16 protein-coding genes are annotated in these 16,718 nt (G+C 75.4%); 12 read left to right on the top strand and 4 right to left on the bottom strand.

What is annotated here, in order from left to right; genetic code table 11:
• Positions 1-26: 26 nt before the first annotated feature.
• Genes DFP74_RS27055 through DFP74_RS27030 form a run of 6 tightly spaced genes read left to right on the top strand, consistent with a single transcriptional unit; the run spans position 27 to position 8,826 of the window.
• Positions 27-1,007, top strand: coding sequence for a UbiA family prenyltransferase (locus DFP74_RS27055; RefSeq protein ID WP_121188555.1), 981 nt, complete (start codon positions 27-29; stop codon positions 1,005-1,007).
• Positions 1,004-2,383, top strand: a complete 1,380-nt coding sequence (locus DFP74_RS27050; RefSeq protein ID WP_121185965.1) for an NAD(P)/FAD-dependent oxidoreductase — start codon at positions 1,004-1,006, stop codon at positions 2,381-2,383. The genes DFP74_RS27055 and DFP74_RS27050 overlap by 4 nt, the downstream gene beginning before the upstream one ends.
• A complete protein-coding gene (locus DFP74_RS27045) occupies positions 2,380-3,987 on the top strand; it encodes a class I adenylate-forming enzyme family protein (protein WP_121185963.1) in 1,608 nt (535 codons plus the stop codon). The genes DFP74_RS27050 and DFP74_RS27045 overlap by 4 nt, the downstream gene beginning before the upstream one ends.
• Positions 3,978-5,891, top strand: coding sequence for a CoA transferase (locus DFP74_RS27040; RefSeq protein ID WP_233571183.1), 1,914 nt, complete (start codon positions 3,978-3,980; stop codon positions 5,889-5,891). The genes DFP74_RS27045 and DFP74_RS27040 overlap by 10 nt, the downstream gene beginning before the upstream one ends.
• On the top strand, positions 5,888-8,392 hold the full coding sequence (locus tag DFP74_RS27035) for an AMP-binding protein (protein WP_121185961.1): 2,505 nt from the start codon (positions 5,888-5,890) through the stop codon (positions 8,390-8,392). The genes DFP74_RS27040 and DFP74_RS27035 overlap by 4 nt, the downstream gene beginning before the upstream one ends.
• A complete protein-coding gene (locus tag DFP74_RS27030) occupies positions 8,389-8,826 on the top strand; it encodes a carboxymuconolactone decarboxylase family protein (protein ID WP_233571182.1) in 438 nt (145 codons plus the stop codon). Before DFP74_RS27035 ends, DFP74_RS27030 begins: the two co-directional genes overlap by 4 nt.
• Positions 8,827-8,900: 74 nt before the next feature.
• On the opposite strand, the gene DFP74_RS27025 is transcribed toward DFP74_RS27030, so the two are convergent.
• On the bottom strand, positions 8,901-9,800 hold the full coding sequence (locus tag DFP74_RS27025) for a DUF4132 domain-containing protein (RefSeq protein WP_233571398.1): 900 nt from the start codon (positions 9,798-9,800) through the stop codon (positions 8,901-8,903).
• On the opposite strand from DFP74_RS27025, the gene DFP74_RS27020 reads away from it, so the two are divergent.
• Positions 9,792-9,995, top strand: a complete 204-nt coding sequence (locus tag DFP74_RS27020; protein WP_233571397.1) for an SDR family oxidoreductase — start codon at positions 9,792-9,794, stop codon at positions 9,993-9,995. The two genes, DFP74_RS27025 and DFP74_RS27020, sit on opposite strands and share 9 nt — an antisense overlap.
• The gene (locus tag DFP74_RS27015) at positions 9,992-10,984 is read left to right on the top strand and encodes an aldo/keto reductase (protein ID WP_121185959.1); all 993 of its coding nucleotides are present in this window, start codon (positions 9,992-9,994) and stop codon (positions 10,982-10,984) included. Before DFP74_RS27020 ends, DFP74_RS27015 begins: the two co-directional genes overlap by 4 nt.
• A 120-nt stretch (positions 10,985-11,104) precedes the next feature.
• Here DFP74_RS27015 and DFP74_RS27010 read toward each other — a convergent pair whose 3' ends face one another.
• Positions 11,105-11,470 carry a VOC family protein gene (locus DFP74_RS27010; protein WP_121188551.1) on the bottom strand — a complete coding sequence of 122 codons (366 nt, stop codon included), beginning with the start codon at positions 11,468-11,470 and terminating at the stop codon, positions 11,105-11,107.
• Between the two features lie 202 nt (positions 11,471-11,672).
• Here DFP74_RS27010 and DFP74_RS27005 point away from each other — a divergent pair, with 202 nt between their 5' ends.
• The 4 genes from DFP74_RS27005 to DFP74_RS26990 all read left to right on the top strand — a co-directional run bounded on the left by DFP74_RS27005 (position 11,673) and on the right by DFP74_RS26990 (position 15,240).
• The gene (locus DFP74_RS27005) at positions 11,673-12,302 is read left to right on the top strand and encodes a phosphoribosyltransferase (RefSeq protein WP_121185957.1); all 630 of its coding nucleotides are present in this window, start codon (positions 11,673-11,675) and stop codon (positions 12,300-12,302) included.
• 15 nt (positions 12,303-12,317) lie between these two features.
• The gene (locus DFP74_RS27000) at positions 12,318-12,977 is read left to right on the top strand and encodes a dienelactone hydrolase family protein (protein WP_121185955.1); all 660 of its coding nucleotides are present in this window, start codon (positions 12,318-12,320) and stop codon (positions 12,975-12,977) included.
• A gap of 120 nt (positions 12,978-13,097) precedes the next feature.
• Positions 13,098-14,585, top strand: coding sequence for an MFS transporter (locus tag DFP74_RS26995; RefSeq protein WP_121185953.1), 1,488 nt, complete (start codon positions 13,098-13,100; stop codon positions 14,583-14,585).
• A gap of 22 nt (positions 14,586-14,607) precedes the next feature.
• Positions 14,608-15,240, top strand: coding sequence for a TetR/AcrR family transcriptional regulator (locus DFP74_RS26990; protein ID WP_121185951.1), 633 nt, complete (start codon positions 14,608-14,610; stop codon positions 15,238-15,240).
• 106 nt (positions 15,241-15,346) lie between these two features.
• Here the strand turns inward: DFP74_RS26990 and DFP74_RS26985 are convergent, their stop codons facing one another.
• Both DFP74_RS26985 and DFP74_RS26980 read right to left on the bottom strand, forming a co-directional pair.
• Entirely contained in the window at positions 15,347-15,739 is a 393-nt protein-coding gene (locus DFP74_RS26985) for a DUF2267 domain-containing protein (RefSeq protein ID WP_121185949.1), read from the bottom strand.
• Positions 15,740-15,887: 148 nt separating this feature from the next.
• Positions 15,888-16,637 carry a FadR/GntR family transcriptional regulator gene (locus DFP74_RS26980; RefSeq protein ID WP_121185947.1) on the bottom strand — a complete coding sequence of 250 codons (750 nt, stop codon included), beginning with the start codon at positions 16,635-16,637 and terminating at the stop codon, positions 15,888-15,890.
• Between the last annotated feature and the right edge of the window lie 81 nt (positions 16,638-16,718).

The following is a 16,718-nucleotide window of genomic DNA, read 5'->3' as shown; positions in this document are numbered from 1 at the left end:
ACCGGGTGCACACGCCCCACACCTCGATGACCGACCAGATCACCCACAGGCCGGAAGGGCCCGCCCCGGCTCCCGCGCGGGGCACCGCGGCGGCCTACGCGCGCCTGGCCAAGCTCGACATCTACGACTACTACATCGGCCTGCCGCTGGTGTGGGCCATGCTGGTGCCCGCCGCGCGCTGGGAGCCGGGCGCCCTCGGCCTGCTCGTGCTGATCCTCCTGGCGGAGATCGCCGTGGTCGCGGCCATGGTCGCCTTCGACGACGTCACCGGGTACCGGGACGGCAGCGACGCCGCCAACTACGGGTCCGACGCCGCCCGGCGCCGACTGGCCCGCAAACCGCTGGTCGCGGGGACCCTCACCGAGCCGCAGGCCCTGCGCTTCGCCCGGTGGGCGACCGTGGCGAGCGTCGCGCTGTGGGCGCTCGTCGTGGCCGTGGCGCCGCACCGCCCGCTGTGGGCCCTGATCCTGGCGGCGGTGTGCGTGGTCGCCTCCGTCCAGTACTCCTGGGGACTCAAGATCAGCTACCGGGGGTTCCAGGAGGTCTTCCTGATCGGCCTGGGCATCGGCTGGGTGCTGGTGCCCTACGGCCTGCTCACCGGAGAGGTGACCGGCTTCGTCCTGGTGCAGGCCCTGCTGTTCGGGTTCGGTCCGATGCTCTTCGGGCTCTACTCCAACACCAACGACATCGAGGGCGACCGCGGGGCCGGACGCGTCACCGTCGCCGCGATCGTGCCCCCGCGCATGAACACGGCGTTCATCATCGGCATGACCGCCGTCGAGAGCATGCTCATCCACGGCTCCACCGTGCTGGGCATCGCGCCCTGGTGGTTCCCGATCGCCCTGGTGCCCATCCTGGCCATGCGCGTGACCCAGTTGTGGATCGGCTTCGTTCGCGGGGACATCCTGCGGGCCCGCCGCATCGCGATCCACACCCACCGGGTCACGGTGGTCCTGCTGATCACCGCGAACCTGGCCGCCCCGCTCCTGGCCGGGACCGCGGGGTGAGCGCCGCACCGGACGTGGCGGTGGTCGGGGCGGGGGTGGCCGGGCTGGCGGCGGCCCACCGGCTGGCCCGCGCCGGATGCTCGGTGCGCGTGCTGGAGTCCTCCGACGCGGTCGGCGGGCGGATGCGCACGCTTCGCGCCGACGGCTGCCTCATCGACACCGGGGCGGAGATGCTGCCCTCGGCCCGGGGCTATCCGGCCACCTGGCGGCTGATCCGCGAACTCGGACTCGACGGCACGTGGGGAGCCGTGCCCCGGGTGCGGGGCGCGCTCGCCATCTGGCACGCGGGACGTTCCCGGCCGAACGCGGGCCGCCCCCTGGGCCTGCTCACCGGCGCCGGCCTGTCGCCCCGGGCACGGATGGACCTGCTGCGCCTGCTCACCGCCCTGGGGCGCGCCGGACTGGACCCGGACCGCCCCGAACTCTCGCCCCTGGGCACGGCCACCGTCGCCGACCTGGTCCGCGCCTACCACCCGCAGGTGCGCGACCGGCTCATCCGGCCGCTGGCGGCGGGCTTCTTCGGCTGGGACGCCGAACGCTCGGCCGCCGCTCCGTTCGCCGCGCACCTGGCGGCCTCGGGCAGCACAGGGGACTGGCACACCTACCGCGACGGCATGGACACCCTCGCCCGCGCCCTGGCCGACCGGCTCGACGTGAGCACCGGGCACACCGTGACCGCGGTGACGGCCGGTCAGGACGGGGTCCGACTGGCCTCGCCCCAGGGGACCGTCACCGCCCGCGCGGCGGTCCTGGCGGTGCCCGCCCCGGTGGCGGCCGAGCTCTACGCCGACGCGCCCCCGGCCGAGCGCGACTACCTGCGGGCGTGCGGATACGCGCCCATGCTGCGCCTGAGCCTGGTCCTGGACCGGCCCGTCGCACCCCGGGGCGTGCGCCGCGGCTTCGCCACGCTCGTCCCCGCCGACGAGGACGCCCTGGTCAACGTGATCACGGTGGACCACAACAAGCACCCGGGCCGCGCCCCCGTCGGCCGCGGACTGCTCTCGGTCGTGGCCTCGCCCCGGGGGACCGCGGAGCTCCTCGACGCCCCCGACGCGCGGGTGGTGGACCGCCTGCTCGCCCGTGCCGAGCGCTTCGTCCCCGGCCTGTCCGCCCGGGTCCAGACCGTGCACGTGCACCGGTTCCGGTACGGGCTGCCCGAAGCGACGCCCCGCGCGCTCGAGGCGCGCGCGGCGTTCGCGCGACGCCCGTCCGCGCCGGTGGAGTACGCGGGGGACTGGGTCGCGCTGCGCCCGTGCAGTGAGGGAGCGGTCTCCTCCGCCGCCCTGGCCGCCGACCGCGTGCTCGACCACCTGTCCGCGGCCCCGGCCGCCTCCGGCCGCGCGTTCGCCCGTCCGACCTCCAGTGAGGAACCATGACACCCTTCACCAAGCCCATCCACCTGGGCACACTCTTCGACGACCTGGCCGACCGCGGCACCGCCACGGCCGTCCACCTGAGCCGGCCCATGGACATCGCGCCGGAGCTGGGCAGCGCCCTGGACGTTCCGCGCCTGGCCGAGCTCGTGGCCGAGGTGGCCGGCTGGCTGTCCGCGGCCGGGGTCGGATTGGGCGACCGCGTGGCGATCGCCAAGCGCAACCACTGGGACTACGTGGTGCTCTCCTGCGCCGTCGCGCGCCTGGGCGCGGTGCCCGCGTCGCTGTCCGCGCACCTGGACCCCTCCGTCCTGGAGACCCTCCTCAAACGGCTCGAACCCGCGCTCCTGGTCACCGACACCGCGCTGCTGGCGGCGTGCCGGGAGGGCGGAACCGACCTGGCCTCCCTGGCCGCCCGGACCCTGGTCGTCGACGGCACGGCGGAGGGGGCGCTGTCCACCGACGACGTGCGCGGCGCCGCCGCTCCGCCGCCGCGACGCCCGCCGCTGGACGCGCCGCTGGCCGTCATGCACACCTCCGGCACGACCGGCGTGCCGAAGCTGGTCGTGCACTCCACCCGGACGATCATGCGGCGCCTGGCCGGATTCGAGGCGCACCGCTGGCCGCTGCTGGGCAGCCGCCCCGACGACACCGTGGCCAGTGCCATCTCCTTCGCCCACGGGCGCGCGCTCGCCTGGACCGCCAGCGTGCTCTGGCTGGCCCCCGCCCGCCTGCTCGCGGTCTCGTCCTCGGACTGGGCGGAGGCCGGACCGTTCCTGCGGCGGCACCGGCCCACCACGCTGGAGACCCAGCCCGCGACCTACGTGCGCTGGCAGGACCGGACCGGAGGCCCGCACGGCCCCTTCGAGCGGGTGCGCCTCTTCATCAGCACCTTCGACGCCATGCACCCGCCCACCGTGCGCGCCTTCCTCAACGCCACCCGGCGCCGCCACCCCGTGTGGATGCAGGGCTGGGGCCAGAGCGAGACCGGGCCGCTCACCTTCCGCTTCCTGACCCGGCGGGCCATGGCGGCCGAGAGCGGACGTCACCCGACCACGCGCGACATCGGCCGTCCGATCCCGACGCGGACCAGCCTGCGCGTGGTGGACCCGCGGACCCTGCGGCTCGTCCCCCGCGGGGAGACGGGCCTGGTGTTCTGCCGGACCGAAGCGCTGTGCCTGGGCTACGTCGGCGAGGAGGAGCGCTGGCGCTCCAAGTGGGTGGGCCAGTGGTGGAACACCGGGGACCTCGGCGCGATCACCCGGACCGGGAGCGTGCGGCTCGTGGACCGCGAGGTGGACGCCATCCCCGAGGGCAGCTGTCTGGAGTGGGAGGACGTCATCGCCGACCGCCTTCCACAGGTGCTGGAGTGCGTCGTCCTGGGCCTGCCGGGCCGACCCTCCCTGCCCGTGGCGGTGACCGAGGACGGCGAGCTCGACCTGCCGGCGTGGCGGCGCGCCGTCACCGACCTGCCGCCTCTGGCCGACCCCGTGGTGATGGCGTGGGACGACGTACCGCGCACGGGCACCGGCAAGGTCCGCCGCTGCGCCCTGCGCGACCGGATCGGCGCGGCACCCGACACCCACGGGACGGGACGATGGACCTGAGGACGGACGGCATCCCCGGAACCACGGCCCCTCGCGCGGCCGGGGCCGTGAACGGTCCGCGGGCCGGTGACCTGGGCGGGTTCGGGGCCGCGGCCGGCTCCACGCCACGCGGCGCCATGGCCGGGGCCGCGCTGCCCCTGGCGGGGGAACGGGCACACGCGCTCGGCGACTCCCTGGCACTGCGGGTCGCGGTGGGGCGGCTGCGGGCCCTGGGGTGCGCGGTGGACGAGCCGGACGGCCCGCCGCCCTCCGGGGCTCCGGCGGGATGGCTCGGCCTGGCGGGGGCGCCCTTCGCGCCGCCGGGCGCCCGGCCCGAGTGCCGGATCTCCTGGTCCGGTCCGGTCGGCGTGCCCATGTCCGACGAACGCGACGTGCAGGCCGCCTGCGGGATCGCGCACGTGCACGGACGGGCCGTCGGCGCACCGCGCGTCCTGGAAGTGGACTTCGCGTCCGTGTGCGCCGGTGTGCTCGCCGCCCAGTCGGTCACGGCAGCGGCCCTGGCCCGGGCGCGCGGGGGCCGGGCGCTGTCGGTCACCACCTCGGTGGCCCAGGCGGCCCTGCTCTCCCTGACCCAGTACATCGCGGCGGCCACCGCGGCCACCGCAGCCACCGCGGCCACCGCCGACACGGTCGGCACCGACGCGGCCGACGGGCACGGAGCCGGGCCCGCGTTCCCGGACCAGCCGCGCGGAACCGGGCAGGCACCGCCGTTCCGTTCGGCCGACGGCGTGCTCTTCGAGCTGGAGACGCTGGACGCGGAGGCGTGGTGGGGGCTGTGGCACCGCCTGGGCGCCTCCCCGGGCGCGGCCGCCGCGGGGTGGCCCCCGTTCCAGCGGCGCTTCGCCACCGCCACGTGCGCGCTGCCCCCCGCCCTGGGCCGCACGGTCGCCGCGCTGGACTTCGACCACGTGCTCGCCGCGGCCCGCGACAGCGGCGTCAGCGTCGTCGCGGTGCGCGGCGCCGACGCGCCCGGGCCGCCGGCGCCGGAGTCCCCGTGGCGGCTGCGCGCACACGGTGCCGGCGCCGCTGGGCCCGCGTTGCCTCCGCTCGGTCCGGACGAGCACGCCCCGCTGGCCGGGATCCGGGTCGTGGAGGCGACCACCCGGGTCCAGGGCCCGCTCGCCGGACACCTGCTCGGCCTGCTCGGCGCCGAGGTGGTCCGGATCGAACCGCCGGGCGGCGACCCCATGCGGGGCGTACCGCCGATGGCGGGCCCGTACTCCGCCCGGTTCCTCGCGCTGAACAGGGGCAAGGACGCCGTGGAGGCCGACCTGAAGTCCGTGCGGGGGCGCCGCACCGCGCGGGAGCTGATCGCCTCGGCGCACGTGTTCCTGCACAACTGGCCGCCCGGCCGGTCCCAGCGGCTCGGTCTGGGCCCCGCCGACCTGGCCGCCGCCCACCCGACGCTGGTCCATGTGCACACCGGGGGCTGGGCGGACGCGCTTCCCGCGCCTCAGCCCCTGGGCACCGACTACCTGGTGCAGGCGCACAGCGGGGTGGCGGCCCTGGTCAACGGCCCCGACGGGCCGTGCGCGCCCTCGCTGATGACGATCACCGACGTGCTGGGCGGGATCATCGGCGCGGAGGGCGCCGTCGCCGCGCTGCTGGCGCGCGTGCGCACCGGTGCCGGTGTACGCGGTGAGACCGCGCTGGTGGACGCCGCCCGCCTCCTGCGCGACGCGGCCCGCCCGCGCAGCGGTGTCGCGGACCACCCGAGCAGCCGTGGCGCCGACCGTGGCGCCGACCGCGGGTCCGGGGCGCCCGTGACGGTCGACCTCGCCGCGATGGCCGCCGACCCCAGGTTCGCGCCGGCTTTGGAGACCGATGGGAGCGGCGCCGCCTTCGGCCGAGCGCCGTGGACCTTCGAGCCGGCCGCGTCCGCACCCTCGAAGGAGGCCCCGTGAACCCCCGGGCATCGCGGCCGTGGACCTCGGCCAGCGGCGTGGTCCTGGCCGACCGCGTCCCCCGGGCACTGCGCGCGGGCTGGAGCGCGCGGGGCGCGTGCCCGGACCGGGACCTGTACGCGCTGTTCAGCGAACACGTGCGGACGGCGCCGGGCCGCACGGCGGTGATCGACGGGGCGGGAGCCCTCGACTACGCCGCGCTGGACGCGGCGGTGCGCCGCGCCGCCGCCGCCCTGTCCGCCGCCGGACGGGGTCCGGCCGACATCATCGGCGTCCTGCTGCCCAACGGGCGCGCGGCGGTCGTGGCCGAACTCGCGATCGCCGCGATCGGGGCCGTCGCGCTGCCGGTCCCGGACGGGCGGCCCTGGCACGGTGTCACGCGCCTGCTGGAGCGCGCCCGCGCCGCGGCGCTCGTCACCGACCCCGGCACCGTCGAACGGAGCTCGCGCGGGGAGGCCGAGCCGCCCGCCCCGTGTGAGCTGTGGACCTTCGGACCCGCCCCGCCCGGCGCCCGCTCCCTGGACGTGGCCGGCCGGGCGGAGCGCTGGGAGCCCGCGAGCCCCGATCCGGAGGCCCCCGCCCGCATCCTCGTCTCGTCGGGGTCGGAGGCCGCGCCGGCGATGGTCGCCTACTCGCACAACGCCATGGCGGGCGGACGCGGCAACTACGTCGCGGCACTGCGTCCGGGCCCCGGGCCGATCCGCAACCTGGTGCTGGTCTCCCTGGCGTCCTCGTTCGGCTCGTGCGGTGTGCCGGTGACCCTGGCGCGGCACGGCGGCACCCTCGTGGTGCTGCCCCGCTTCGAGGCCGCGGCCGCCCTGGGCGCGGTCGAGCGCCACCGGCCCACGCACCTGACGGGTGTGCCCACGATGCTGCGCCGCATGGCCGAGGACCCGGAGGCGGGGAAGAGGGACCTGTCGTCGCTGCGCGTGGTCGTGGCCAGCGGGGCGCCGTTGCTCCAGGAGGCGCGTGACGCGTGCGTCCGGCGCTTCGGCCGGCCGGTGGTCAACGTCTACGGTTCGACCGACGGGGTCAACTGCCACACCGGGGGCGACCCCGACCGCTGGACGCCGGGGCTGGCCGGGCGGCCCGATCCCGACGTGGCCGAGATCAGCGTCCGCGACGAACGGGGCCGTCCCGTGCCGGCGGGGCGCACGGGCGAGATCTGGGCCCTGGGACCGATGAGCCCCCTGTGCTACGTCGCCGCGCCTGAGCTCGACGCCGCCCGCCGGGCGCCCGGCGGGTGGGTGCGGACCGGTGACCTGGGCCGGCTGGACGAGGACGGGACCCTCTGGGTCCTGGACCGCATCAGGCGCGTGGTCATCCGCGGCGGCCGCAACCTCTCCCCGGCCGAGGTGGAGCGCGCGCTGAGCGCCCACCCCGGTGTGGCCGACGCCCACTGCGTCCCGGTACCCGATCCCGACCTGGGCGAGCGCATGTGCGCCTGTGTCGTGCCCCGGGACGCGGCCGAACCCCCCGATCCGGCCGCGCTGACCGCCTTCCTGCGCCAGGAGCGCGGCATGGACCGCCGGGCGCTGCCCGAACGCTTCCTGTTCCTGTCCGAACTTCCGCTCGGCCCGACCGGAAAGGTCTGCGTCGCGACCCTGACCCGCATGGCGAAGGGCCGTGCCGAGCCCGTCTCCCCGTCCCACGACTCCGAGGAGGATTCCGTGCAGTCCACCACTCCCGCGCCCGCCGACGGCGCGGGCGCTTCGCGCTACGTCTTCGACAACCACAGCGAGCACGCCTTCGACCAGCACCGGTTCCTGGCCGCGGCCTACGACGCGATGACCACCGAGCGCCTCGCCCAGACCGGGGTGGGGCCGGGCTGGCGGTGCCTGGAGGTCGGCGCCGGCGGCGGCAGCGTGGCGACGTGGCTCGCCCACCGGGTCGGCCCCACCGGCGCCGTGACGGCCACCGACATCAAACCCGAGCGCATCCCCGCCGTGCCGGGGCTGGAGGTCCTGAGCCACGACATCGTGCGCGACCCGCTGCCGGAGGCGGCGTTCGACCTCATCCACTCCCGCCTGGTCCTGTTGCACCTGCCCGAGCGGATCGCGGTGCTGGACCGCCTGGTGCGCGCCCTCAAGCCCGGCGGGGTGCTCCAGCTCGACGAGTTCGACATCACCTACGGTCCGGGTCTGCTCATGCCGGACCAGGAGGCGGGCAAGCTCTACGAGACGTTCCTGGAGACGAAGATCCGGGTGATGGACCGCGCCGGAGCCGACCCGGCCTGGGGGCGCGAGGTCGCCGCGGCCATGGTCCGGGCCGGGCTGACCGACGTCGACCCCCGGCCCCGGCTGGAGCTGTGGGACGCCGACTCCCCGGGGGTCCACCTGATCGCCCACCACACCCGGCACCTGCGCGACCAGTTCGTCCGCGAGGGGATGACCGACCGGCAGCTCGCCGACGTCCGCGCCCTGCTGGCCGATCCGGCGTTCCGGGCCGGATCGTGCGCCATCTACTCCGTGCAGGGCCGTCGTCCCCTGGAGGCGGAGTGAGCGCGCCGCGTATCGACCTGACCGCGGTGGCCGAGGCCTACCCGGCGATGGCGAAGTTCGACGCCGCCGCGCGCGAGGGGGTGGACCCGGCGCTCGGCGAACTGGTGCGGATCCGCGCGTCCCAGATCAACGGCTGCGCGTTCTGCCTGGACATGCACACCCGGGCGGCCCGGGACGCGGGGGAGCGGCGGCCCCGACTGGACGCGCTCGCGGCCTGGCGGGAGAGCCCGCTGTTCACCGAGGCCGAGCGCGCGGCGCTGGCCCTGACCGAGTCGATGACGCTGGTCGCCGGCGAGGGGGTCCCCGAGGAGGTCCTGGCCGCCGCCCGCGCGCACTTCGACGAGGCCGGCCTGGCCGGCCTGGTGTGGGCGATCGCCGCCATCAACACCTGGAACCGGGTGGCGGTCGCCGCCGGGTTGCGACCGCCCGGCTGACGAGGGCCGTCCCGAACACGGAACGAGCGGTTCGGCGGGGCCCGCGTGAGGCGGCCCCCGCCGCGTTCTCGGGTCTACTCCAGGCCCCGGCGGATCTGGGCGGCGATACCCGGGTCGGTGATCGCGGCGTCGTCGGCCAGCAGGAGGGCCTTGGACAGGATCACCGAGAGGCGTCCGCCCCCGTCCTCGAACGGGAGGAAGACCCCCGCCTCGTCCCTGCCCGAGGGCACCACGCACAGGTAGGCGTCGTCGGGCTCCATGAGGATGTTGGCGCTGCCCAGGTGGATGCGGTAGGTCCGCAGATCACCGCGGACCCGCAGGAAGCGGCCCTGGACCTCCAACCGGTCTGAGACGCGCAGCCGGGGAGCCAGTCTCAGAAGGGCCTCGCGGCGCACCACGGCGTTCTCGCTCAGCTCGCCGAAGGCGGTCCGCCGCCAGTAGGGGGCGTGGGCGTCCTCGCTCCACGAAGGGTCCGCGGCGATGGAGGCCACCCCCACGGCCAGGTCCAGGTCGCGCATCGCCTCCGACAGCACCAGGGCGGGCACCTCGGTCAACACGGCCGCTTCGCGTCCCGTGCCGCGGTGGACGCGGACCCGGTCGGTGCCCGACGTCCGCGCACGGCCCGAGTGGTCCAGATCGTCCAGATCGATCAAGTGCAGGTCCCAGGTGAACCGCCACACGGTGCCCGTCTCGCGATCGGTGTAGGCGCGCTCGGCGGCGCCCTCCTCCCCGCCGCCCCAACCGGCCAGCGCGGGTGCGGACCACCCGCGTGCGATGAGCAGGGCCTTGGCCTGCGGGTACTTGAGGACGTGCGCGGCGAACCGGAGGGAGTGGTCCCCCGCGGCCTCCTCCGCCGGGGTCAACAGGTAGAGCTCCCGGTAGGCCTGCTTGAAGGGTTGGGCGATCTCCAGGTCGGTCAGGTGGTCGCGCCACCGGCGTACGGCCTCCGGAGCGTGCCGGACGGGGTGCCACAGCCGTATCCGTGCGGTGTCGAGGCCGAGCGCGCCGCCCTGGAGGCGCGCCAGCCCACCGGCCGCCTCGTCAGGGCCGAGGAGGTCGCCGAGGCCATCGCCTATCTGGCCGCGCCCTCCTCCGGTGCCACCACCGGGACCGCGCTGGCCGTGGACGGCGGCATGCACGGGCTGCGCCCGGCCCGGGAGCGGTCATGAGGACCCTGGGCCGCTCACGGGTGAGCGTCACCGCGCTGGGTCTCGGCGGGGCGCCGCTGGGCAACCTCTCCGAGGCCGTGGACGAGGACACCGCCGCGGGGGCCGTTCGGGCGGCCTGGGAGGCGGGTCTGCGCCTGTTCGACACCGCGCCCCACTACGGGCTCGGCCTGTCCGAGCGCCGGCTGGGCCGTGTCCTGGCCGACCTGCCGCGCGAGGGCTACACGCTGTCCACCAAGGTCGGGCGGATCCTCGAACCCACGCCCGAACGCGCCCGTGAGCGCGACGACCAGGGCTTCGACGTCCCGGCCGCGCACACCCGGCGCTGGGACTTCAGCGCGGACGGCGTGCGGCGCTCGCTGGAGGGCAGCCTGGAGCGCCTGGGCCTGGACCGCGTCGACCTCCTGCTCATCCACGACCCCGACGACCACGGCCGCCAGGCCCTGGAGGAGGCCTACCCGGCCCTGCACGAGCTGCGCTCCCAGGGGGTGGTGGGCGCGATCGGCGCGGGCATGAACCAGGCGGCCATGCTGGAGCGCTTCGCCACCGAGACCGACGTCGACGCCCTCCTGCTGGCCGGACGCCACACCCTGATCGAACAAGCGGACTCCCTGCTCGCGGCCTGCCTGGAGCGAGGGGTCTCCGTCCTGGCCGGAGGCGTGTTCAACAGCGGACTGCTGGCCCACGACCATCCGCCGCCGGAGGCGACCTACGACTACCGCCGCGCTCCCGCCGGCGTGCGCGAGCGCGCCCTGCGCATCGCCGCGACCGCCCGCCGCCACGGAGTGAGCCTGCCCCAGGCCGCGATCGCCTTCACGGCCTCGCACCCGGCCGTCGCCAGTGTGGTCCTGGGTATGCGGACGGCCGAGCAGGTGCGGCGCAACGCCGCGCTGGCCGCGCGTGCGGTCCCGGCCGCACTGTGGTCCGAGCTGGTCGAGGAGGGTCTGCTCGACCCGGGCGCCGTCCCGCACAACCACGAATCTACTTCGTAAAGGTGCGGCTTCTATGAACGTGGCGCGGCCCGATCGAATTTCGAGGGCGGAACCGATCGGGTCGCGCCGCACCTGTCCGTCCCCGGCGTCCGGCCGCCGGAGCCCGGGCCTCTCGCCCCGTTACTCGGGGGACCACACGCCGAGCTCGTTGCCGCTGGGATCGGTGAAGTGGAAGCGGCGTCCACCGGGGAACTCGTAGGGTCCGTTGGCCACCGCGCCCCCGGCGGCGCGTACGGCCTCGACGGACCGGTCCAGGTCGGCCGAGTACAGCAGCACGAACGGGCCCCCGGCGCGGACCTCGCTGAGGGTGGTGACACCGCCCGCCTCCGGGGCGTCGGGGCCGGCCGGGCCCTGGATGCCCGCGTACTGGGGGCCGTAGTCGTTGAACCGCCAGCCGAAGGCGTCGGTGTAGAAGCGCTTGGTCCGCTCCAGGTCGGTGGCTGCGATCTCGATGTAGTCGATGGCGTGGTGCTGGTGTTCGGTCATGGGGGCATGGTGCCCGACGGCGGTGCCAGAGGGGCGCACAACGGCGGCGTGTTCGGTCACCCGTCCGGGCGCAGGTGTGCGGGGATGAGGTTCGGGTAGCGCGTTGGAGAGGGCTCGTGCACGACGCTGATCCGGCCGAACAGGCGGGCACGGCCCGGCCGCCGCCGGTCGTCGTGCACACACGGCGAAGGGGGTGAGGACGGTGTTCCGAGACCGCCGACAGGCCGGTGAACGGCTGGCCGAAGCGGTGGCCGATCTGGGGCCGGAGCGACCGCTGGTGCTGGCGCTGCCGCGCGGCGGGCTGCCCGTGGCCGCGCCCGTCGCGGAGGCGCTGGGCGCACCGCTGGACGTCATCGTGGTCCGCAAGATCGGTGCTCCCGGCAACCCGGAGGCGGCGATCGGGGCCACCACGGCCGAGGGGCCGGCCCTGTTCGACAAGGGGGTCCTGGTCGCGCTGGGACTCACCGAGGGCGATCTGGCGGACCGGGTGGCCGAGGCGCAGGCCGAGGCGCGGCGGCGTCTGGACGCCTACCGCGGGGACGCGCCGGAACCGGAGATCGAGGGCCGCGACGTCATCGTGGTCGACGACGGCCTGGCCACGGGGATGAGTGCCCGGGCCGCCGTGACCGAGGTGCGCGAGCGCGCGGCCCCGGCCTCGGTCGTCCTGGCGGCGCCCGTGGGCGCGCCCGAGGCGGTGACGGCGCTGGAGGATCTGTGCGACCGGGTCGTGTGCCTGTCCGCGCCGCCCGACTTCCGGGCCGTGAGCCTGTGGTACGAGACGTTCCCGCAGGTCGACGACGCGCAGGTGCGTCGGCTGCTGCGGCGGTCCTGACGAGGGGAGTGCACCATGACCATGCAGGACGTGACCGTGGCGACCGCGGGTGTGGAGGTCGGGGGTTACCTGGCGACGTATCCCGGTGTGACGGGGATCGTGGTCTTCGCGCACGGGAGCGGGAGTTCCCGGCACAGCCCGCGCAACATGGTCGTGGCCGAGGAGCTGCACCGTCGGGGGCTGGCCACGCTGCTCTTCGACCTGCTCACGCCGGAGGAGGGCCGCGCGGACGAGCTCACCGCCGAGCAGCGGTTCGACATCGGTCTGCTGACACGTCGGTTGACCGGGGCGGTGGACTGGTTGGCCACGCGGGAGGAGACCGCGGACCTGCGGGTCGGGCTCTTCGGCGCCAGTACGGGGGCCGCGGCGGCGCTGCGCAGTGCCGCGGAGCGCCCGGACCGGGTCCACGGGGTCGTCTCGCGCGGTGGGCGCCCCGATCTGGCGGGGACGGAGGCGCTGCAGCTGGTGAAGGCGCCCACGCTGCTGATCGTGGGCGGTGCGGATCCGGAGGTCCTGCAGCTGAACCAGGAGGCCGCCGACCGGCTCTCGGCGCCGACCCGGCTCCATGTCGTCCCCCACGCCACGCACCTGTTCGAGGAGCGCGGGGCGATCGAGGAGGTGTCGGACGCCGCCGCGGAGTGGTTCCAGATCACGCTCGGCACGGTCGAGGAGTGACCGGGCGTCCTTGAGGTCGCGGGGCGCGTGCGGTGGGGCGGTCTGTTGACGCGATACCCCCGCAGGGTATTAACTCGAACACTAGTGTTCAGTTTATAACCCTGTGGAGGAGATCGCGCCATGGCACACCAGACGCCCGGGACACGAGGGCACCGGCCTCAGGGGCCGGCCCCGTTGCCTGACCGGCGGCGATGGATCACGCTGGTCCTGCTCTGCCTCGCCCAGTTCATGCTCATCGTGGACATGACCGTGGTCCAGGTCGCCCTGCCCGGCATCGGCGCGGATCTCGGCCTGGGCCGCGAACAGCTGACGTGGGTCGTCACGGCCTACGCGCTGGTCTTCGGCGGGCTGATGGTCCTCGGTGGCCAGCTGTCGGACGTGGTCGGTGCGCGCCGGGTCCTGCTGGTCGGGATCGCGGTCTTCACCGTCGCCTCGCTCGCCTGCGGGCTCGCGCCCACCGGGGAGCTGCTCATCCTCGGCCGCGCGGCCCAGGGCGTGGGCGCGGCCCTGGTCTCGCCCGCGGCCCTGGCCACCATCGCGACCACGTTCAGCGGCACCGAACGCGATCGCGCGCTCGGGGTGTGGGCGGCGATCGGCGGTACGGGCGCCGCGATCGGCGTATTGTTGGGCGGCGTTCTGACCAGTGGGCCCGGGTGGGCGTGGATCTTCTACGTGAACGTGCCGGTCGGCCTGCTCGTCATGGTGGCCCTGCCGTGGGTCGTGCGGCCCGCGGCCGGGGGAGCGGGGCGGCGGGGCGTGGACGTGCCGGGTGCCCTGCTGGTGACGCTGGCGACGGGTCTGGTGGTCTACGGTCTGGTCGGCGCGGGGGACGCGGGCTGGGGGAGTGCGCGTGTGCTGGCGCCGCTGGCCGGCGCCGTCGCGGCCTACGGGGCCTTCCTCGCCGTGGAGTCGCGTGTGGCGGCCCCGCTGGTCCGGCCGCGTGCGCTGGGCCGTCGCCCCGTCCTGTCGGGGCTGTTCCTCATGGTCGTGGGTACCGCGCTCTTGTTGGGCCTGTTCTTCCTGACCTCGCTCTACCTGCAGCGGGTGCTCGGCCTGGATGCGCTGCGCACGGGGCTGCTGTTCCTGCCGGTCGCCGTCGCCGTCACCGCGGGGGCCCATCTGGCCGCGCGCCTGATCAGCCGGATCGGGGGCCGTGCGGTCGCGGCGGGCGGGTTCGCGCTCGCCGGTGTGGGAGCGGGGCTGCTGACCCAGGTGTCCGCGGGGGACGGGGTGCTCACCAGTGTGCTGCCCGGCTTCGTGTTGGCGGCCTTCGGTATCGGGCCGCTGTTCGTCACCGCCACGACCACGACGCTGGCCCATGTCCCTCCGGGGGAGACAGGGGTCGCCTCCGGTGTCCTGAACACCTTCCACGAACTCGGTGTGGCGGTGGGTGTGGCGGTGGTGTCCACCGTCGCGGCGGCCAGTGTCGCGGGCGGTGTCGCGGGCGGTGTCGCGGGCGGTGCGGCGGTCGCGCGTACGGCGGCCGAGGGGTTCGCCGCCGCCTACCTGCTGTGCGCGGTCACCGCCGGTGCCGCGGTGCTGGTCTCGCTCGTGCTGGTGCCGCCGGGGCGGCCCCAGGGGATGGTCGGGCACGGGCACGGGCACTGACGCGGGATCGTAGGCTGCCTGCATGGCCCAGACCCGCAGACCGGCAGCGTCCCCTCGACGTGCCGACGCCGAACGCAACACGGCCGCCATCATCGACGCGGCGCGCGTCGCCTTCGGCCGGGGGGAGGCCCCGGCGATGAACGAGATCGCGCGCGCCGCGGGGGTCGGGCGGGTGACGCTCTACGCCCACTTCTCCTCGCGGGAGGAGTTGTTGGCGGCCGTACTGGACCGCGTGTTCGCCGAGGCCGGGCTGGCTCTGGAGTCGGCCCGGCCGGGCTCCGGGCCGGCCGACGCGGCGCTGGAGCGGGTGGTGCGGACCTCGTGGGCGTCTCTGGACGGCTGCCGTCGGATCCGCGGGGCGGCGTTGGCGCTGCTGGGGCCGGAGCACCTGCACGAACGCCACGACGCGGTGGGCGCGCGCGTCGAAGGGCTGCTCGATCGGGGTCGGGCCGAGGGGGTCTTCCGTTCGGACCTGCCCCGGGACTGGCTGGTCACCGTGTTCTTCGCGGTGCTGCACGCCGCGGCCGACGAGGTCGACGGTGGCCGGTTGGAGCCGGGGCGGGCGGCGGACCACCTCGCGGCCAGCGTGCTGGCCCTGGTGCGGACGCCGCCGCCCGCGGGCGCGGCGGGCGAGGGGCCCACGGCCGGGGTCTGACGGGTCCCGCGCGGGAAGCCTCCGTGCCCCGTCGGCCGACGGGGCGGGCGGGGCGCGCTTTGGCCCGCCGGCGGCGCTCGGTCGCCGGCGAGCCGTGGGTCGCGGTTCAGCCGCTCAGTTCGGGGTGGCCGAACAGGGTCGCGTAGTCGGAGGGGAGCCGGCTGAGCAGCTTGTTCAGCTCGCCTCCGCTCACGTTCTCCGCGACGGCGGTGAGGGTCGCGCTGGCGTCCCACTCGGCCGTCATGGGCCGGGCCCCGGTGGCGGCGGCCACGCGGTTGAGGAACTCCTCGACCCCGAAGTCCTCGGCGTCTTCGAGTTCGCCCCTGTGCAGCGGCTCGGTGAGCGGTTCGGGCAGCTGCGCGGCCAGGTGCTCCACTCCGTCGGCGGGCAGGCGGGGCGCCAGTGTGCCGAGCACGGAGTGGGCGACGTGTTCGGCTTCGTCGCGGTCGGAGTACTCGCCCAGTTCGCGGACCTTGTTGAGGAACTCGTCGTACTTCATCTCGGCCTCCTCACCAGTGGTGGATGAGCGGCGTGTCGGTCGTTGAGGACCGTGCCCGGCTCGGGCGCGGGTGAATCATCCCTGGTGGGACTGGAGAAGAGGGCCGTCGCCGGCTGCCCGGTGGGGCTGCGGCCGGTCTCGGCGGGGCTCAGGTGAGGAAGCCGCGCAGCAGGGCTTCGCTGCCCTCCAGGTGTTCGCGGACGGCGAGCCGGGCGGCCTCGGGGTCGCCGGAGCGGATGGACTCGACGATGGCGCGGTGTTGGGCGCTGCTGTGTTCGAGGTTCTTGACCAGCATGGGCATGGCGTCGAGCAGGTCGTTGACGCGCATGCGCACCTCGGTCAGGGACGAGGAGAGCGAGGGCGAGCCGGTGAGTTCGGCGATGGTGAGGTGGAAGACGGTGTCGGTGCGGCGGTAGTCGTCGACGTCGGCGCCGTCCACGCGCGCCAGCCGTTCGGTGAGCAGGCGGTCCTGGTCGGGGGTCAGGCCGGTCTCGGCGAGCAGGACGGCGGCGCCGGTCTCCAGGACGCGGCGGAAGGCGAGGAGGTCGTCGAGGTCGACGTGCATGTCCTTGAGGACGCGGCGGGCCTCGGCGCGGCTGGGGCGGGGGCGGACGTAGGTGACGAAGGTGCCGCCCAGGCGTCCGCGCCGGGATTCGACGTAGCCCTCCTCCTGGAGGGCGCGGATGGCCTCGCGCAGGGTGATGCGGCTGACGCCGAGGCGGCCGGCGAGTTCGCGTTCGGCGGGGAAGCGCTCGCCGTGGGCGACCACGCCCAGTTTGATCGCCGACAGCAGCCGTTCGACGGTCTCCTCGAAGGCGTTGCCCGCCCGGACGGGGCGGAACACGGCTTCGGCGGCCGGCCCGGCGTCGGTGTCGGGGCGGGCGTTGGTCCTCACCACCTGTGCCCTCCACGTTCGGTGACGCTCTTGCCTCCCTCAGGTTAGGGCCTGTTCGGTGGAGGGCCCGTCCGTTCGGGGTGC

Origin of the sequence: Nocardiopsis sp. Huas11 (assembly GCF_003634495.1) — a bacterium.
In the GTDB taxonomy this organism is placed as follows: Bacteria; Actinomycetota; Actinomycetes; order Streptosporangiales; family Streptosporangiaceae; genus Nocardiopsis.
This window is presented reverse-complemented; position numbering and strand designations above follow the sequence as displayed.